15 protein-coding genes and 1 pseudogene are annotated in these 17,310 nt (G+C 64.4%); 13 read left to right on the top strand and 3 right to left on the bottom strand.

Annotated elements, in window-relative coordinates:
- Window positions 1-4: 4 nt before the first annotated feature.
- The 7 genes from sctJ to sctC all read left to right on the top strand — a co-directional run bounded on the left by sctJ (window position 5) and on the right by sctC (window position 6,742).
- Entirely contained in the window at window positions 5-769 is a 765-nt protein-coding gene (gene sctJ, locus NYR97_RS05375) for a type III secretion system inner membrane ring lipoprotein SctJ (protein ID WP_268213972.1), read from the top strand.
- Window positions 770-778: 9 nt separating this feature from the next.
- Window positions 779-1,408, top strand: a complete 630-nt coding sequence (locus NYR97_RS05370) for a type III secretion protein HrpB4 (RefSeq protein WP_316696995.1) — start codon at window positions 779-781, stop codon at window positions 1,406-1,408.
- Entirely contained in the window at window positions 1,393-2,094 is a 702-nt protein-coding gene (gene sctL, locus NYR97_RS05365) for a type III secretion system stator protein SctL (protein WP_316696994.1), read from the top strand. Before NYR97_RS05370 ends, sctL begins: the two co-directional genes overlap by 16 nt.
- Window positions 2,084-3,412, top strand: coding sequence for a type III secretion system ATPase SctN (sctN, locus tag NYR97_RS05360; protein ID WP_316696993.1), 1,329 nt, complete (start codon window positions 2,084-2,086; stop codon window positions 3,410-3,412). Before sctL ends, sctN begins: the two co-directional genes overlap by 11 nt.
- A complete protein-coding gene (locus tag NYR97_RS05355; protein ID WP_316696992.1) occupies window positions 3,405-3,914 on the top strand; it encodes a type III secretion protein HrpB7 in 510 nt (169 codons plus the stop codon). Before sctN ends, NYR97_RS05355 begins: the two co-directional genes overlap by 8 nt.
- On the top strand, window positions 3,911-4,741 hold the full coding sequence (sctT, locus tag NYR97_RS05350) for a type III secretion system export apparatus subunit SctT (RefSeq protein WP_316696991.1): 831 nt from the start codon (window positions 3,911-3,913) through the stop codon (window positions 4,739-4,741). The genes NYR97_RS05355 and sctT overlap by 4 nt, the downstream gene beginning before the upstream one ends.
- Before the next feature lie 180 nt (window positions 4,742-4,921).
- The gene (sctC, locus tag NYR97_RS05345; RefSeq protein WP_205393528.1) at window positions 4,922-6,742 is read left to right on the top strand and encodes a type III secretion system outer membrane ring subunit SctC; all 1,821 of its coding nucleotides are present in this window, start codon (window positions 4,922-4,924) and stop codon (window positions 6,740-6,742) included.
- Between the two features lie 78 nt (window positions 6,743-6,820).
- Here sctC and xopA read toward each other — a convergent pair whose 3' ends face one another.
- Entirely contained in the window at window positions 6,821-7,213 is a 393-nt protein-coding gene (gene xopA, locus NYR97_RS05340) for a XopA/Hpa1 family type III secretion system protein (RefSeq protein WP_316696990.1), read from the bottom strand.
- A gap of 15 nt (window positions 7,214-7,228) precedes the next feature.
- Between xopA and NYR97_RS05335 the strand changes: the two genes are divergently transcribed.
- The gene (locus tag NYR97_RS05335; protein ID WP_316696989.1) at window positions 7,229-7,456 is read left to right on the top strand and encodes a hypothetical protein; all 228 of its coding nucleotides are present in this window, start codon (window positions 7,229-7,231) and stop codon (window positions 7,454-7,456) included.
- A 133-nt stretch (window positions 7,457-7,589) separates the two neighbouring features.
- Window positions 7,590-8,165: a lytic transglycosylase domain-containing protein gene (locus NYR97_RS05330; protein WP_316698045.1), complete on the top strand. Its 576-nt coding sequence runs from the start codon at window positions 7,590-7,592 to the stop codon at window positions 8,163-8,165.
- A 96-nt stretch (window positions 8,166-8,261) separates the two neighbouring features.
- Here NYR97_RS05330 and NYR97_RS05325 read toward each other — a convergent pair whose 3' ends face one another.
- Both NYR97_RS05325 and NYR97_RS05320 read right to left on the bottom strand, forming a co-directional pair.
- Window positions 8,262-9,506, bottom strand: coding sequence for a hypothetical protein (locus NYR97_RS05325; protein WP_316696988.1), 1,245 nt, complete (start codon window positions 9,504-9,506; stop codon window positions 8,262-8,264).
- A gap of 980 nt (window positions 9,507-10,486) precedes the next feature.
- A pseudogene (locus NYR97_RS05320) lies at window positions 10,487-12,077 on the bottom strand (thioredoxin family protein).
- Between the two features lie 427 nt (window positions 12,078-12,504).
- Between NYR97_RS05320 and NYR97_RS05315 the strand changes: the two are divergent.
- The 4 genes from NYR97_RS05315 (at window position 12,505) to trpD (ending at window position 17,179) form a co-directional block, all read left to right on the top strand.
- Entirely contained in the window at window positions 12,505-14,298 is a 1,794-nt protein-coding gene (locus NYR97_RS05315; RefSeq protein ID WP_316696987.1) for a methyl-accepting chemotaxis protein, read from the top strand.
- Window positions 14,299-14,640: 342 nt separating this feature from the next.
- Window positions 14,641-15,219, top strand: coding sequence for an anthranilate synthase component II (locus NYR97_RS05310; RefSeq protein WP_316696986.1), 579 nt, complete (start codon window positions 14,641-14,643; stop codon window positions 15,217-15,219).
- Between the two features lie 169 nt (window positions 15,220-15,388).
- A complete protein-coding gene (locus tag NYR97_RS05305) occupies window positions 15,389-16,021 on the top strand; it encodes a flavin reductase family protein (RefSeq protein WP_316696985.1) in 633 nt (210 codons plus the stop codon).
- Between the two features lie 120 nt (window positions 16,022-16,141).
- The gene (gene trpD, locus NYR97_RS05300) at window positions 16,142-17,179 is read left to right on the top strand and encodes an anthranilate phosphoribosyltransferase (RefSeq protein ID WP_316696984.1); all 1,038 of its coding nucleotides are present in this window, start codon (window positions 16,142-16,144) and stop codon (window positions 17,177-17,179) included.
- Window positions 17,180-17,310 lie beyond the last annotated feature (131 nt).

The following is a 17,310-nucleotide window of genomic DNA, read 5'->3' as shown; positions in this document are numbered from 1 at the left end:
TAGCATGCGAAAGCTCAGATATCTGCTGGTGTTGCTGCTCGCACTGCTACTGTCTGGCTGCGACCAGCAGCTCTATTCCGGGCTGACCGAGAACGACGCCAACGACATGCTGGCCGTGCTGCTGACGGCCGGTGTGGATGCGGAAAAGCTCACGCCCGATGACGGCAAGACCTGGGCGGTCAACGCGCCGCACGATCAGGTGGCGTACGCGTTGAACGTGCTGCGCACGCATGGCATGCCGCGTGAGCGGCACGCCAATCTCGGCGAGATGTTCAAAAAAGACGGCCTGATCTCCACACCCACCGAAGAACGCGTGCGCTTCATCTACGGCGTGTCGCAGCAACTGTCGCAGACCTTGTCGAATATCGATGGCGTGATCGCGGCCGATGTGCAGATCGTGCTTCCCAACAACGACCCGCTGTCCACCTCGGTCAAACCCTCCAGCGCTGCGGTGTTCATCAAGTTTCGCGTCGGCAGCGATCTGACCAGCCTGGTACCCAGCATCAAGACCCTGGTGATGCACAGCGTGGAAGGACTGACCTACGAAAACGTCAGCGTCACGCTGGTGCCGGGCGGGGCGGAGAGCGATGCGCAGCTCTCTGTATCGGCGCCTGCGCGCGCATGGCCGTGGCCGTGGCTGGCCGGATGCGCGCTGGCGCTGTGCGTGGCGATTGCTGCGGCAGCGCTGTATTGGTGGCCGAGCGCCGATGCACGCCGCTGGGGCGGCTGGCAGCGCCTGCGCGCGTTGTCCAGAAAACATGCTGGGTGAGGCCGGCAGATGGACAAGGCACGCATCGACAACGCGGCACGGTGGCTTCAGCGATGGACGGCGGCCGTGCGCGAGCTGGCGCAATCGCTGGAGGCAGAGCGTGTGGCGCACTGGCTGGGTCCGGTCGCTGCGTTGGGCTGGGAACGGGCACCGGTGCAGCGCCGTGTGCGCGTGATCCAGGCCTGGTCGGGATGCTCGCGCATGCAGGTTTCGGCGCTGGATCCGCTGGCCAATCGGTTGGTCGTGCTCGCGCCGGATCTGCTCGCCAAGGTGTTGATGAGCCGCGCAGTGTTTTCGCGCGCACTGGCGTTGCGCCGCTGTATCGAACGCGAGCGCCTGACCTGGTTCGAGCAGTGGGTGGGGCCGGCGGTGCTTGAGCATGTGCGCCATCGCGCAGTCACCGGCATGACAGTGCCGCTGTTGCCGCGCGATGCCGAGCACGCGGCATGGATCGGCGATGGCTGGCGTCGAATGGAGGCCGATGGTGCCTGGCCAGACCCCTGTATCGCCAAGGTGCTGGCGCTGTCCTTGCCGTTGGGTGCTGCCAAGGTGGTGCCCATCGCGGCAGATGGCGCGAGCGCTGCGTTTCTGCAGGCGCTGCCTACCTTGTTGCCGGAGCTGCCATGCGTCTTTGGCTGAGGTCCACACCGGAGGCAGTCGGCCTGGACTGCGAGATCATCCCACGCGAGGCATTGGCCTGTGTGCTGGAACTGGACGCAGCGACTGCACAGGTGCACGCGCGATGCGCGCAGACGCTGGCGGACGCCCAGACGCGTGCGCAGGCGCTGATCGACGACGCCCAACAACAGGCCGAGACGATCCTCCAGGATGCCCAGGACAAGGCCGAGCGCAGTGCACGCCTGGGCTATGCAGCCGGGCTGCGCCGTCAGCTCGACGCGTGGAACGAGCGCGGCGTGCGGCATGCCTTCGCGGCCGAGGAGGCCGCGCAGCGCGCCCGCGCGCGTCTGGCCAAGATCGTTGCGCACGCCTGCGAACAGGTCCTCCACGGGCACGACCCCGCTGCGCTGTACGCGCGCGCCGCACAGGCGCTGGACGGCGCCCTGGACGAGGCGAAAGCCCTGCGGGTGAGCGTGCATCCCGAGGCGCTGGACGACGCACGGCGCGCCTTCGATGCGGCCGCCGCGGCCGCAGGCTGGGCCATGCCGGTGGAACTGTGCGGCGATGCGACGCTGGCCTTGGGTGCCTGCGTGTGCGAATGGGATACCGGCGTGTTCGAGACCGATCTGCGCGATCAGCTGCGCAGCCTCCAGCGGGTCATCCGCCGCGTGCTGGCCGCGCCACAGGCGGTGCCGGATGTCTGCTGAAATGCCGGTGCTGGAGGCAACGCTCGAGCGCGAACTGGCTGCGCTGGCCTTCGGTCGTCGCTACGGCAAGGTGGTCGAGGTGATCGGCACCATGCTCAAGGTCGCCGGGGTGCAGGTCAGCCTGGGCGAGGTGTGCGAGTTGCGCCAGCGCGACGGCACGCTGTTGCAACGTGCCGAGGTGGTGGGCTTCAGCCGCCATCTCGCCTTGCTGGCGCCGTTTGGCGAGCTGGTGGGCTTGTCGCGCGAGACGCGCGTGATCGGATTGGGGCGCCCCTTGGCGGTGCCGGTCGGGGAGGCGCTGCTGGGGCGCGTACTCGATGGCCTGGGTGAGCCGGCGGACGGCCGGGGGCCGGTCGCCGGCGACGGCTGGGTGCAGATCCAGGCACAGGCGCCGGATCCGATGCGCCGGCGCCTGATCGAACATCCGCTACCGACCGGTGTGCGCATCGTCGATGGCCTGATGACGCTGGGCGAAGGCCAGCGCATGGGCATTTTCGCCGCAGCCGGCGTCGGCAAGAGCACCTTGATGGGGATGTTCGCGCGCGGCACGCAGTGCGACGTCAACGTGATCGTGCTGATCGGCGAACGCGGGCGCGAAGTGCGTGAATTCATCGAGATGATTCTTGGCCCAGACGGTCTGGCACGCAGCGTGGTGGTGTGCGCGACTTCCGATCGCTCCTCCATCGAGCGCGCCAAGGCCGCCTATGTCGGCACCGCCATCGCCGAATATTTTCGCGATCAGGGCATGCGCGTGCTGCTGATGATGGACTCGCTGACACGCTTTGCCCGCGCGCAACGCGAGATCGGCCTGGCCGCCGGCGAGCCCCCCACGCGGCGCGGCTTCCCGCCGTCGGTGTTTGCCGAGTTGCCACGCCTGCTCGAACGTGCCGGCATGGGCGAGACGGGCTCGATCACCGCGTTTTACACCGTGCTGGCAGAGGACGACACCGGCAGCGATCCGATCGCCGAAGAGGTGCGCGGTATCCTGGATGGCCATCTGATTCTGTCGCGTGAGATCGCCGCCAAGAACCAGTACCCGGCCATCGATGTGCTGGGAAGCCTGAGCCGGGTGATGAGCCAGATCGTGTCTGCCGAGCAACGCCAGTACGCCGGCCAGCTGCGGCGCCTGCTGGCCAAGTACAACGAGGTGGAGACCTTGCTGCAGGTCGGAGAGTACCGCCAGGGCAGCGATGCGGTCGCCGACGAGGCGATCGCCAGGATCGATGCGATTCGCGACTTCCTCAGCCAGTCCACCGATCAGCTCAGCGACTATGACGCCACCCTGGAGCAGCTTGCCGGCGTGATCGACGATGCGTGAGCGTGCCGGCACCTGGGCGACGTTGCAGCAGTTGAAGACGCGCCGTTACCAGCGGATGCAGGAGCGCCTGAGCGACTGCAGGCGGGCGCTGGAGCAGTGCGACCGCGAGCGCGCCAGTTGCAGTCAGCAGGCCACCGCCTGCACCACGCGCCTGAACGCGTTCGATACCACGCTGGCCGACAAGGCCGGCGCGGGTGAGCCGATCGGCATCGAGGCGATCCTGCAGCACCAGCGCTTCCGCACCGTGCTGGAAGAGCGCTGCCGCGCCGCAGAGCAGGCGCTGGTCGCAGCGACGCAGGCGTTGCAGAGCGCACGCGATGAGGCCGCAACGGTGCAACAGACAGTGAGCAAGCTGCAGGCGCAGGCGGATGTGTACGCGGAAAACGCCGCCCGCGCGCAGCGTGCCTGGCAGGCCCAACGCGAAGCGGCCGAAGAGGAAGATGCGATCGACGCCTTGCTCGGGCTGCGCTTGCATCGCGCCGCGCGCGGAGTGGGGCAATGAACGACACCGCCAACGCACTGCTGGCGCTGTCATCCCAGGGCGTGTCGCTGCTGACCCTGCTGGCGCTATGCGGGGTGCGCGTGTTCGTGATGTTCTTCGTGCTGCCGGCAACGGCGCAGGACAGCCTTCCCGGAATGGCGCGCAACGGTGTGGTGTATGTGCTCAGTTCGTTCATCGCCTACGGACAGCCGGCCGATGCGCTGGCCAGAATCGAAGCGACCGGCCTGGTCGGGCTGGTGTTCAAGGAAGCCTTCCTCGGTCTGCTGATCGGGTTTGCCGCATCCACGGTGTTCTGGGTTGCCGAGAGTGTGGGCCTGCTCATCGACGATGTGTCCGGCTACAACAACGTGCAGATGACCAACCCGCTGAGCGGTGAGCAGAGTACGCCGGTCTCCACGGTGTTGATGCAGTTGGCGATCGTGTCCTTCTACGCGCTGGGCGGCATGCTGATGCTGCTGGGTGCGCTGTTCGAATCGTTTCGCTGGTGGCCGCTGAGCCAGCTCACGCCGGACATGGGCGCGGTCGCCGAGTCCTTCGTCATCCAGCAGACCGACGGCATGATGGCCGCAATCGTCAAGCTGGCCGCACCGTTGATGCTGGTGCTGGTGCTGGTGGATCTGGCCATCGGCTTTGTGGCGCGCGCCGCCGACAAGCTGGAACCTTCGAATCTGAGTCAACCGATCCGTGGGGTACTTGCGCTGCTGCTGCTGGCATTGCTGACCAGCGTGTTTATTGCGCAATCCGGTGATGCCCTCGGCTTCCTCCATTTCCAGCAGCAGTTGCACGATGCCGCGAACGCCGGCGGCAAGGGGGGCGCAGCGAATTGATCATTGTTGAGACATCGCCTGCCGTGCGCTGCCTACACTGAACCGCACGCGCCCTCGATGTGCTGCTCGACGCTGCAGTACGCAGCACGGCGCTGCATCCGGCACGCAATTCCCGGCCGACGCCTGCCTGTCAAGCGTCGCCCTATCGACTTCTTTCACTTGCCTCGCAGAGGGAACGCCATGGCATACGCCTGTCCTCCAGTTCACCGCCATCGACGTGCGCCATTGGCCGCCGCGTTGCTATTGAGCCTGCTGCCGCTGCTGCCGCCGCATGCCGATGCTGCGCAGGTGCCGTGGCATTCGCGCAGCTTCAAATACGTCGCCGACCACAAGGATCTCAAGGAAGTGCTGCGCGACCTGTCCGCCAGTCAATCCATCACCACCTGGATTTCACCGGAAGTGACCGGCACGCTCAGTGGCAAGTTCGAGGCCAGCCCGCAGAAATTCCTCGACGATCTGTCTGCGACATTCGGCTTCGTCTGGTATTACGACGGCGCCGTGCTCAGGATCTGGGGCGCCAACGAAACCAAGAATGCAACCTTGAATCTGGGCGCCGCGTCGACCAGTGCGCTGCGCGATGCGCTTGCGCGCATGCGGCTGGACGATCCGCGCTTTCCGGTCCGTTACGACGAGGCGGCGCACGTGGCGGTGGTGTCCGGCCCGCCGGGTTATGTGGATACCGTCACCGCGATCGCCAAGCAGGTCGAGCAGGGCGCACGCCAACGCGATGCCACCGAAGTGCAGGTATTTCAGCTGCATTATGCGCAGGCGGCCGATCACAGCACCCGCATCGGTGGGCAGGACGTCCAGGTACCGGGAATGGCCAGCCTGTTGCGCAGCATGTACGGCGTGCGTGGCGCGCCCACGGCGGCGCTGCCCGGGCCGGGCGCGAATTTCGGGCGGGTGCAACCGATCGGCGGTGGCTCGTCCAACACCTTCGGCAACAGTGGCCAGGGTCAGAATGGCGGTGGCGGCAACACCGGTATTCTCGGATTGCCTGCGTCGTGGTTCGGCGGTGCGTCGCCGTCCGATCGCGTGCCGGTCAGCCCGCCGTTGCCGGGCAGTGGCGCCAATGCGCCGGCCAGCGTGTGGCCGGAGATGAGCCAGGCCCGCCGCGATGCGCCGCTGGCGGTGGACGCCGGCAGCGGCGGCGAGCAGGCTTCCGACGCGCCGGTGATCGAAGCCGACCCGCGCACCAATGCCATTCTCATCCGCGACCGCCCCGAGCGCATGGCCGCCTATGGCACCTTGATCCAGCAGCTCGACAACCGCCCCAAGCTGCTGCAGATCGATGCCACCATCATCGAGATCCGCGACGGTGCCATGCAGGATCTCGGCGTGGACTGGCGGTTCCACAGCCGGCGTGTGGATGTGCAGACCGGCGACGGGCGTGGTGCCCAGCTTGGCTACGATGGCAGCTTGAGCGGTGCCGCAGCAGCGGGTGCAACGGCGCCGTTGGGCGGGACGTTGACCGCTGTCCTTGGCGACGCAGGGCGTTACCTGATGACGCGCGTCTCGGCGCTCGAGCAGACCGACAAGGCCAAGATCGTGTCCACCCCGCAGGTGGCGACGCTGGACAACGTGGAAGCGGTGATGGATCACAAGCAGCAGGCATTCGTGCGTGTCAGCGGTTACGCAGCCGCAGACCTCTACAACCTGTCTGCAGGTGTGTCGCTACGCGTATTGCCGAGTGTGGTGCCGGGCTCGCCAAACGGACAGATGCGCCTGGATGTGCGTATCGAAGACGGGCAGTTGGGCGCCAATACCGTTGATGGCATTCCCGTCATCACCTCCAGCGAGATCACCACGCAGGCGTTCGTCAACGAGGGCCAGAGCCTGCTGATCGCCGGGTATGCCCAGGATACCGATCAGACCGATCTGAACAAGGTCCCCGGGCTGTCCAAGATTCCACTGGTCGGCAACCTGTTCAAGCATCGCCAAAAGAGCGGCTCGCGGCTGCAGCGGTTGTTCTTGCTGACCCCGCATATCGTCTCGCCCTGAGCAACGCTTCGGGGTGTAGCCGACGCTGTGACAACGTGCAGGCTGCCGCGTGGCGCGGCAGCCTGCACGCATTGCCAATCAGGCCTGGCCGGTGATGCTCGACAGGTTGGCGTTGAAACCGCCACCCACGCTGTTGCCGCCCAGGCTGCTGTTGACCGAACCGCCACCGCCCATGCCGGCGCCGCCCTGGTTCTGCATCAGCTGCATCACGATCTGCATCAGCATCTGCGTCAACGGACTCAGGCCTTCCTGTTGACCGTTCTGCGGTTGTTCGTCGCCACACTCCTGATTGGCATCGCTGCCCTGGCTCTGTTGCAGCATCATCATGATGAACATGGCGAGCAACTGATCCAGCTGCTGCTCGGAGCCAGCCGAAGGCGATTGCTGACCGGAGTTCTCGTGTTGCTGGGGCCCGATGCCCATCGTCTGCAGGTTGCTGAAATTGGAAAAGTTGTTTCCGATAGAGTCCATGGTGATTCCCGTCTCATGTGGTTGAACTGGATACATCGCGGATTGCCGGAAAGCTGCAACGGCAAGATCGCAACGGGGACGCTGCACTGCCCCGAGCGCAAAGTAGAAGAGGCAATGGCGGTGCATCTGCCAGGACGCGAAGGTGCGCTTTTGCTTGCGAACGTGACTGCGGAAAACGCAGGGAAAACCCTGGAAAACATCTGTTTTGCAACGCTGCGTGTTGTGATTTCGTTTGCGTCATAGACGCTTCGTCCAGCGTGTGCATGCGGATGCACAGCACCGTTATGGTGTCGCGCTCGAGCGGAGCGTCGGACCAACCGGGGGTGTGCGTCCACTCCGCTACGTTGCTGGAATGAACGATGATCAGGTGACAGACATGAAAGAGACCGATACGCCGACCACGTGTGCGTCTGTGCACGGCACGGATGTCTGGCGTCAACTGTGTTGTGCCACGCTTTCGAAAAACATGCGCGTAGGCGCGCGATGGAGGTGCGCGCTCAAGCCCAGGCATGCTGCCGCCCCTCGGCGACGCGTGTTGATTGCGGCGGCGTTGCTGTGCGCCGCGCCGCTCGCACGCGCAGACTGTTTTGAAGAAGCCGCCGGCTATCAACATGTCAATCCATGGGTGCTGCGTGCCATTGCATGGCAGGAATCACGTGGCCGTGCCGACGCGATCCATCGCAACAACAACGGCACGATCGATTATGGAAAGATGCAGATCAATTCGATCCATCTGCGGCGTCTTTCCAGTTACGGCATCTCCAGGGACGCGTTGATGCAGCCGTGCGTCAGCGTGTATGTCGCCGCCTGGCGGCTGCGCGAGATGACCAATAAATATGGAAATACCTGGGCCGCCGTGGGCGCCTATCATTCCGAAACGCCCGCCGAGCGCGATAAATATGCGCATGCCATCCACGCGATTCTGACCAAGCGCGGCGTGGTTGCCGAGTAACGCTGCTGTGATCGCGGAAGCGCGTGTGGTGTAGCACATGGCATCAAGCCAGCCGCGCCCGCCTGGTGGCGGGCGCGGTGGTTTTGATCGCTGTGCTTACTCAACCTGCGAGCGAGGCGCCTCGGCTGCGCGAACGGCCGCCTCGGCTTGCCAGGTGGCGCCGATGGTCTTGTATTGCATGCCGGCGACCACGCCGGACACCGTATTGGAGAGCAATCCGCTGCGTGTGGGCGACAACCCGAGCCACGCGCCAATCATGTTGATGGCGGTACCAAGCGCGATATTGGAATTGATGGCGGCCGTGCGTGCGACCGAATGATCCATGACCCGCTCATAATCCTCGCGCTTGCCCTTCCACTCGGGTTCCCATATCTGCTGCGTCCCGGCTTCGTCGGCTTCGTGCTGGGTGACGTTGATCCAGTCCAGCGTCTCCAGGCCGACATTCAAGGCGGTGTTTACCGCCGATTGACGCAAGATGACGCTGGTCGCCTCGCCTTGGGTGAAAGGCGAGTGCAGGCCGGCCCAGCGCTGCCGGGCCGCTGCAAAGTCCGGCGATGCCAGCTCGTTGGATGCCAGATTGGTCAGGACGTTGGCCATGCCGTAAAACCTGCCGGCGCTGGTGATATGCGGATCGCTGATGCCGCCATTGGAGCGGTTGGGGTCGCGCATGCCCACCATCTTGAATGTTGCCTGGATGGTGTCGCGCGCTGCGGCATAGGCGGCGATCTTCAGATCGCTGGCCAGCAGCCTGGCCGCCATCTCCGGTTGGCCCGCTGATTTGCCGGCCGCACCCACGGCGATGTTGCTCACGATGCCGCCCAGCGCGAGGCGGGTGACCAGATCCGAGTAATGTTGCTGCTCGGTTTTCTTGTGATTGCGTTCGTCGTCGGACAATGCATCCCACTGTTCGAGACTGAGATTGTGGAAGCCTCGCGCAGCCGCATCTGGATTGCGGTTCTCGCGGTTGCTTCGCAGCGTATGCAGCGCCATCTGCAGCGTGCCGGAGACTGCCTGCATGGCGACGACCGCTTCGGGCGGAAGCTGGCGAAGAACGGCAAACAACCCTTCGCCCAGCAACTCGCGCGCGAAGGTGGTCGGTCCCACCGAGCTGGCCTGGTGCACCAGATGCCCCAGCGCAGCGCCCAGGTATTGCTTGTCGACACTGATCGGTAGGACGCCGCGCGCTGCAGCCGCCACTGCGGCGGCGGTCGGTCCGAGGACGGTGCGTACGCCACGCGCTGCGCCGGTTCCGATCGATGCAGCCAGCGCGCCCAGACGCTCGGCGGTTGTGCTTGTGCTGGCTGCTGCCGCAGGTGGGGTGGTCGTTGCAGATGTGTGCACCGGCGGGGCAGGTTGTTCGTGAAAGATTGGAGGCGTATCGGATGGTTCCAGGAAATTTCTGGTGCTGTGGAAGCGCTCGCTGCTGCTCTCTTCGTCGTGCAGGATCGACGCGTCCGCGGCATGCAGCAGTGGGCTCTCACCGGTGTGCTGGTTTCTGTCGGCAGGGCTGCCAGATTCTGTGTTGCGTTCCGGGTTGTCGCGTCGTCGGGACGGTCTGGGAGCCAGGCGCGACAGTGCAGGGTCCGCCGCAGGTGTCGGCGTCTGGTTGCGCTGCTGTAGCGGTGGCATTTCGATCACAAACTCTGCATTCGTCGATCGCGCTGGCTGGGAAGCACTGGCTGAAGGGATCTTCGTCACGGCATGTCCTCGCTGTGGTGGGAAAGGCGGCGTGCTGCCGCCCGGGCTTGCAAGGCTGCTGACGTGCGGCGTTGACGGCCGGCACATCGTTCGACGGACGCATGGCGTTGCCAGCCTCGATTGCAGCGCCGGGGTCGCTGGTGGCGACGCGTCGATCGACGCGACAACGCGCTCCACGTGCGACACGCAGACACGGTCTGGCGCACGTGCCGTCATCAACGGTCCGGGCAAATACAGTGCGAATTACTCAGCGTGCAATCGAAGTGCTCAGGCGTGCCCTGGCATTCATGGCCACCTGGTGTGGCATGTGTCATCGTCGTCAGTGACTCGAAAATGCCATCAAGCCGGAGACGCGCAACGCTTCAGTTGCGAAATGATCATTCCCCAACGGAATATGTCAGTCGTTGTGCGGATGAAATGTGCCTGCTGTTGGGTGTATCTTCGCCTAACCGAAGACACCGTCGTGCGCGCAGCGGCAACCACACTTGAGACGCGGCCTGGTTCGGGCAAGCAGCCCAGCCAGCTCAGGCAGCGATTTGGGGATGAGGTTGTGAAGCTGGTCGGTTGAGGTCCAATCGATGCACATTACATAACGCCCGGCCATTCGGCCGGGCGTTTTCCTTTCAGCTCAGCCAGCTGCTGCACCCGCTGGTGTTCTTGCTGTCGCAACTGGCCTGCATTTTCTGCTGCAGCCGCGCCAGCACCGCGCCGCCTTCCCGATGATGCTGCGTGCTCCAGGTCTTGAGCGAAGTACCAAGCGCCTTGAGGTTTTGAAGGTTACGCCGACCGTATCGATCCGGCTGGCCTGCCAACTCGCCGATCACCTGTGCAGTGGCAGATTCGATGGCAGCGGTGTCCTGGGGGCTGAGCCGGATCACCCCATTGGCATACCGCAGCGCCGACTCCACGCGCATGACCGGGCCTTGGGAACCTTCGTAGGACTTTTTCAACCACGTCAGCGCTGTCTTGGGATCATTGCGTTCTTCGGCCAGATCGGCGAGGAACTGCATGTAGTGATAGGGCGTCTTGCTACGTGTCAGTTCGCCCAGCAGCAGTTGTTCTGCACCGGCGGTATCGCCTGTATCGTCCAGTAGCCCCGCGGCTCCGGTGATGACGGACTGTCGTTCTTCATCGGTCTTGGCCGTCTGCACCGCCCATTGCACGCGCTGGCGAACGGTGTCGAGCACCGCTGCCGGCAGCGGCGGTTGTGGCGTCTGTGGCTTGCTGTCCGGGGTCTGGCCCTGTGCCAGGCGAGCGAGTTCGATCTGCGTGGAGGCGGTGATCACCCGGTCCACGATCGGCAGGGTGGCGTCGGCATAAACCTTGTCCAGCGCCTGATTCAGCGCCAAGGACAGCGCCGCGCGCTCGCCTGGGTCGCTGGTGGATGCCATCACCAGGCGTGGGGCAAAACGACTCAGCTCGGTGCGGTTTGCGCGCACCTCCGACGGATCGGCCAAAACGGCCTTGAGCAATGCCAGGTGCGCCGGGCTGGCAACCGGTGGCGTTGTTGCAATGGACAGCGCCAGCAGCGCGAACCTGCGCTGCAGCGCAGGCTGCGGTGCCGAGGCGGCCAAATGCGCAAGCACATCGCTTGCACTGCGCGTTTTCGACGGCTCGCGCGCCATGCCCCACCACTCGTAGCCGGCCAGCAAGGTCCAGTCGTCTGCGCGCAATTCCTTCGGGGTCTTCAACGCCCGGTCGAGCAACTGCTCCAAGGTCATGGTCTGTGTGGCCGCCACCTGCAAGGCGTCGGCCAGGCGGGCATTGTCGCTGTAGCCGGCCAGGCGTGTGATCAGGCTGCGATCCGGGCGCAGCACGATGATGGTTGGATATGCCTTGACGTTGAATTGATCGCCCCACTTCTGGGCATCTGCAAGGTCCCCATTTAAATGCACCGCCACAAATTTGCGCGTCAATTCAATAAAGGCGGGATCCTTGAACAAGGTGGCCTGAAGCTGGTTGCACGGTGGGCACCAGACGGCGCCCCAATACAGCATGAGCGGCTTGCCGCTTGCCGCTTGCCTTGGCCTCGGCGAAGGCGCCATCAACGTCGCCCTCGCGCCAGGCAATGCCGGCGCTGGCGGCAGGGGTGGCCGCCGGTTTGGTCTGTGCAGGCGGCGCTGGTGTGTCCGGCTTGCCGCAGCCGGTCAGGGTTGCCAGCACGGCCAACAGCGCGATCGAGGACGACGCAGGGCGTTGGAACGACAGCTGCATGGGAATCACCGGACAAGAGCAGAGGAGGATCGAATGACCGAACGCGCGGCGTTGCGCCGACGGCGGATGACGTCACGCTCTTTGTAGCCTTGCCGCCAACCTGGCAGCATCGTTGGATGCGAAATGGTGTTGGCGCCAGCGCAGCGGCACGAATCAACGTCTCGATGTCGCCGATGAGCGGCAGCGCAAGATCGGACGGCTTCAACGCATTCCCTGGCCAAGACAGGCGTTGTGCCTGGTGGGTAAGGCTTCTCCATGGAACGGCCCACGCAATCTTTCGCTGATGCCGTGACAGCGACGCGCTGCATGGAAGGTGATGGTTTACCTGAACGGCAGAGCAGCCGCATCGCCCTTACCCAATTCTGGCCTCAAGAAATGCAGATCACTGCCGTTAGCGCCAGTTCCTAACCAAACGGCAGAGGTCGCCATGTTTTTCTCCGACGGTCACAAGGTCGAGGCGTTGACCAAGGCGATTGAAGCCACGTTGCAGGGGGGCACCGCGCAGTGGCCGAGCAGCGGTCCCGCCCTGCTTCTCAAGAAGATGGCAGAGCGCTTGTGTGCCGCCCAACAGGAGCGTGACCTGGCGAAAATCCAGGCGGCTGATGCGGCGGCGGCACTGCGTCAAATGGAAGGACGCTTTGAACTGGTTGCCAACAGCACCACAGACGGCCTTTGGGATATCGGCGTCATCGATGGAGACCCCACGCATCCTGACAGCCCGGTGTGGTGGTCGCCCCAGATGCGTGCTCTGTTGGGCTTCTCCTCCGAGCAGGAGTTTCCGAATGTGCTGGACAGCTGGGTTGCCTGCCTGCACCCGGATGACAAGCAGCCAACGCTAGACGCCTTCGCGGCGCATCTTGCGGACAGCAGTGGCCGGACCCCTTATGACGTCGAGAACCGCCTGCGTCTGAAGTCGGGGCAATACCGCTGGTTCCGTGCGTTCGGCACCACCGAGCGCGACGCGCAAGGCTTGCCGCTTCGGGTGGCGGGTGCGCTCACCGACATCACCGAGCGCCGTGACCGAGAGCAGTTTCTCGACATCACACTGACGCGCTTTGAGCTCGGCTCGCAGATGCTGAGCGATGGCTTGTGGGACATGAGCGTCATCGCGGGTGACCCGATCAATCCCAGCAACGAGTTCTGGTGGTCACAGCAGTTCCGTCACTTGCTGGGCTTTGAGTCCGAGCAAGAATTTCCCAATGTATTGGACAGCTGGGCGTCGCGGCTTCATCCGGAAGACAAGACACGGTCGTTGAACGCCTTCGCGGCCCATTTGAACGACCGCAGTGGCCGCACCAACTTCGATATTGAGTACCGCCTGCAGCTCAAGAACGGCCAGTATCGATGGTTCCGGGCACGCGGCCTGACCAAACGTGCGGCAGACGGCACCCCCCTGCGCGCGGTGGGCGCGTTGATGGATGTGGAGGCCGGACGTCAGCTGGGCGAAGTGGCAAACACACTCAGCAACGCGGCAGGAGACATCGTGCGCAGCAACGATGACCTGTCGCGGCGCACCGAGCAGCAGGCAGCCGCGCTCGAGGAGACCGCAAGCTCCATGGAAGAGATGACCAGCATCGTGCGCAAGAATGCTGATGGCGCGCGCCAGGCCAATGCGCTTGCCAGTAGCGCTGCAGAGACGGCCCTGCGTGGTGGGCAATTGGTCAATGGTGTCGTCAGCACGATGTCAGCGATCCAGACATCGTCGCGGAAGATTGGGGAAATCATCACCGTCATCGACGGCATCGCGTTCCAGACCAATATCCTCGCCTTGAATGCAGCCGTGGAAGCGGCGCGTGCGGGAGAGCAGGGGCGTGGGTTTGCGGTGGTGGCCTCCGAAGTGCGCAGCCTCGCTCAGCGCTGCACCACGGCTGCAAAGGAGATTCGCGATCTGATCGCCGATTCCGGTGCGAAGGTGGGGCAGGGGGCGGAGCAGGTCAACGTGGCGGGCAAAGCCATGGAGGAGCTGCTGGCGTCGGTGAAACAAGTCAACGACATCATGGGTGAGATCGCGGCCGCCAGCCACGAGCAAAGTGCCGGGATCGAGCAGATCAATCAAACCATTGCCCAGATGGACGCAGCGACGCAACAGAATTCAGTGCTGGTTGACACCATGGCATCGTCCGCCCGTGCACTCGAAGATCAAGCAACCGCATTGGTGGAGAGTGTCGAGAGCAGCTCACGCAGCATCAATGGAAAACCAGCGCTCGCATTGGTGGCCTGACACCTTGTGTCGCCCCAGCGCCGCCCTGCGACGTGGTGGTTTCACGAAGCAGGGAGGTGCATTGGGAGGCGGGCGTCAGACGGCGGCGCTTGAGTGACGATCTGGTCTGCATCGGCGTATTCAAGGCCGGCTGCCTGCCGCGCTGGGCGCGTGGCGGGAACTCACCTATGAGCGGGGAAGCGAATCGCCCGGGAACGCAGCAGCGGGCCCGTGCGAAGATATGCTTTGGTGTTGCTCGCTTCCCAGTCGCTTGGGTACCACACAGGTTCGAGGGTGTCAGGGCGGGTATCAATGGACGGTTTCGGGGTATATCCCGTTTAAAAACAATCAGATAGGCCTGACATGTTGCTCATGCTCGATAACTACGACAGCTTCACCTACAACCTCGTGCAGTACCTGCAGGCCCTGGGCGCGGAGGTCACGGTGGTGCGCAACGATGCGATGAGCGTCGATCAGATCGCCGCGCTCAAGCCGGAGCGCATCGTGATCTCGCCCGGTCCGCGCACGCCCAACGAGGCCGGTGTCTCGCTGCAGCTGATCGAGCAGCTGGGCCAGACCACGCCGATCCTGGGCGTCTGTCTGGGCCACCAGAGCATCGGTCAGGTCTATGGCGGCGATGTGATCCGCGCCGGCAACATCATGCATGGCAAGACCTCGCCGATCCGCCACCAGGGCAAGGGCGTGTTCGCCGGCCTGCCGGACAGCTACGAAGCCACGCGCTATCACTCGCTGGTGGTAGACAAGACCACCTTGCCCGAAGTGCTGGAAGTCACCGCCTGGACCGAGAATCCGGATGGCTCGGTGGAAGAGATCATGGGCCTGCGCCATCGCCAGTTTCCGGTCGAAGGCGTGCAGTTCCATCCCGAATCGATCCTGACCCAGCACGGTCATACCTTGCTGAAAAACTTCCTGGAGCGCTGAGCGAAATGCGCACAGCGCACGTCGCCCGCGCCTGTACAGCAGTTGTCGATGCAGTCTTCAGCAACGTCGATACACCAGCTGCCCATGCATGCGATGCCCGCAATCATCTGTCCTGCATGGCAGAGATGGTTCGCCGTTTCGTTTCTTCAACGTCTGCATCCGGATCACGATGAGCACCACTGGCGACAACGTCCACTTCTACGAACCAAGCCAGGGCCACGGGCTACCGCACGATCCGTTCAATGCCATCGTCGGCCCACGACCGATCGGCTGGATCGGTTCGCGCAGCGCCGAGGGCATCGCCAATCTGGCGCCGTACAGCTTCTTCAACGCCTTTAACTACGTGCCGCCGATCGTCGGCTTTGCCAGCATCGGTCGCAAGGACAGCCTGCGCAATATCGAGGCCACCGGCGAATTCACCTGGAACCTGGCCACGCGTCCGTTGGCCGAGGCCATGAATGCCAGCGCGGCGATGGTGCCCTCGGAGGTGGACGAGTTCGCACTGGCCGGCTTGCAGATGGCGGCTTCGCGCCTGATTGATGCGCCGCGTGTGGCGGCAAGCCCGGTGAGTTTCGAATGTCGGCTCAGCCAGTTGCTGCCGCTGCAGAGCGCAAGCGGGCAGACCATCGAAACCTGGCTGGTACTGGGTGAAGTGGTGGGTGTGCATCTGGCGCACGCGGCGCTGCAGGACGGCATCTACGATCCCGCTGCCGTGCAGACGATCCTGCGCGCCGGCGGTGCCGCCGATTATTTCGAAGTGCAGGCGCAGGCGCGTTTCCGCATGCGGCGTCCCGGCCAATGAGCGTCGCCTGCAACGTCGTTGCATGGCATTGCACCGACGCTGGCATGTCTCTCCACGCCTGATCGATCCACAGTAGAGTCCTCTCGTACTTCTCCCACGCTTTCCACAGTCCTCTCGCCCATGCCCATCACGCCGCAAGAAGCCCTGCAACGCACCATCGAACACCGCGAGATCTTTCACGACGAAATGGTCGAGTTGATGCGGCAGATCATGCGCGGCGAGGTCTCCGACATGATGGTTGCCGCCATCCTCACCGGGCTGCGGGTCAAGAAGGAGACCATCGGCGAAATCGCCGGTGCAGCCACGGTGATGCGCGAGTTCTCGCGCCGCGTGGAAGTGAGCGACCGCCAGCACATGGTGGATATCGTCGGCACCGGCGGCGATGGCTCGCACACCTTCAACATCTCCACCTGCGCGATGTTCGTGGCTGCCGCCGGTGGTGCCAAGGTCGCCAAGCACGGCAACCGCAGCGTCTCGTCCAAGTCCGGCAGTGCCGACGCGCTGGAGGCGTTGGGCGCAGTGATCGAACTGCAGCCCGAACAGGTCGCCGCCTCGCTGGCGCAGACCGGCATCGGCTTCATGTACGCACCGGTGCATCACCCGGCCATGAAGATGGTGGCTCCGGTACGTCGCGAAATGGGCGTGCGCACCATCTTCAATATCCTCGGCCCGCTCACCAACCCGGCGGGTTCGCCGAACATCCTGATGGGCGTGTTCCATCCGGATCTGGTCGGCATCCAGGCGCGCGTGCTGCAGGAGCTCGGCGCCGAGCGCGCGCTGGTGGTGTGGGGCCGCGATGGCATGGACGAACTCTCGCTCGGTGCCGGCACCTTGGTCGGCGAGCTGCGCGATGGCCAGGTGCGCGAATACGAAGTGCATCCGGAGGATTTCGGCATCGCCATGTCGGCCAGCCGCAACCTCAAGGTGGCCGATGCCGCGCAATCGCGCACGATGCTGCTGCAGGTGCTGGACAACGTGCCCGGCCCGGCGCTGGACATCGTGGCGCTCAACGCCGGCGCGGCCCTGTATGTGGCCGGCGTGACCGACAGCATCGCCGCCGGCGGGGTGCGCGCGCGTGCGGTGCTGGCCGATGGCTCGGCGCGCGCCAAACTGGATGCCTATGTCGCCTTCACCCGTCAGGCTGCTGCGCAGTCCTGATCCATGCATTGTCCGCACCCTCCACATCTGCGATGTCACCACGCCGGTGTGGCCTGCCCCGAGAAAGCGGCAACCGCTGGCCGGCATCGTCACGGTGCCGCTGGCATGCTGTGCACTGGCGTGCGGCCAGC

The sequence above is a fragment of the Xanthomonas hydrangeae genome (genome assembly GCF_032697525.1).
Taxonomy (GTDB): domain Bacteria; phylum Pseudomonadota; class Gammaproteobacteria; order Xanthomonadales; family Xanthomonadaceae; genus Xanthomonas; species Xanthomonas hydrangeae.
Note: the sequence above shows the minus strand (reverse complement) of the source record. Positions and strands in the feature narration are given on the sequence as shown.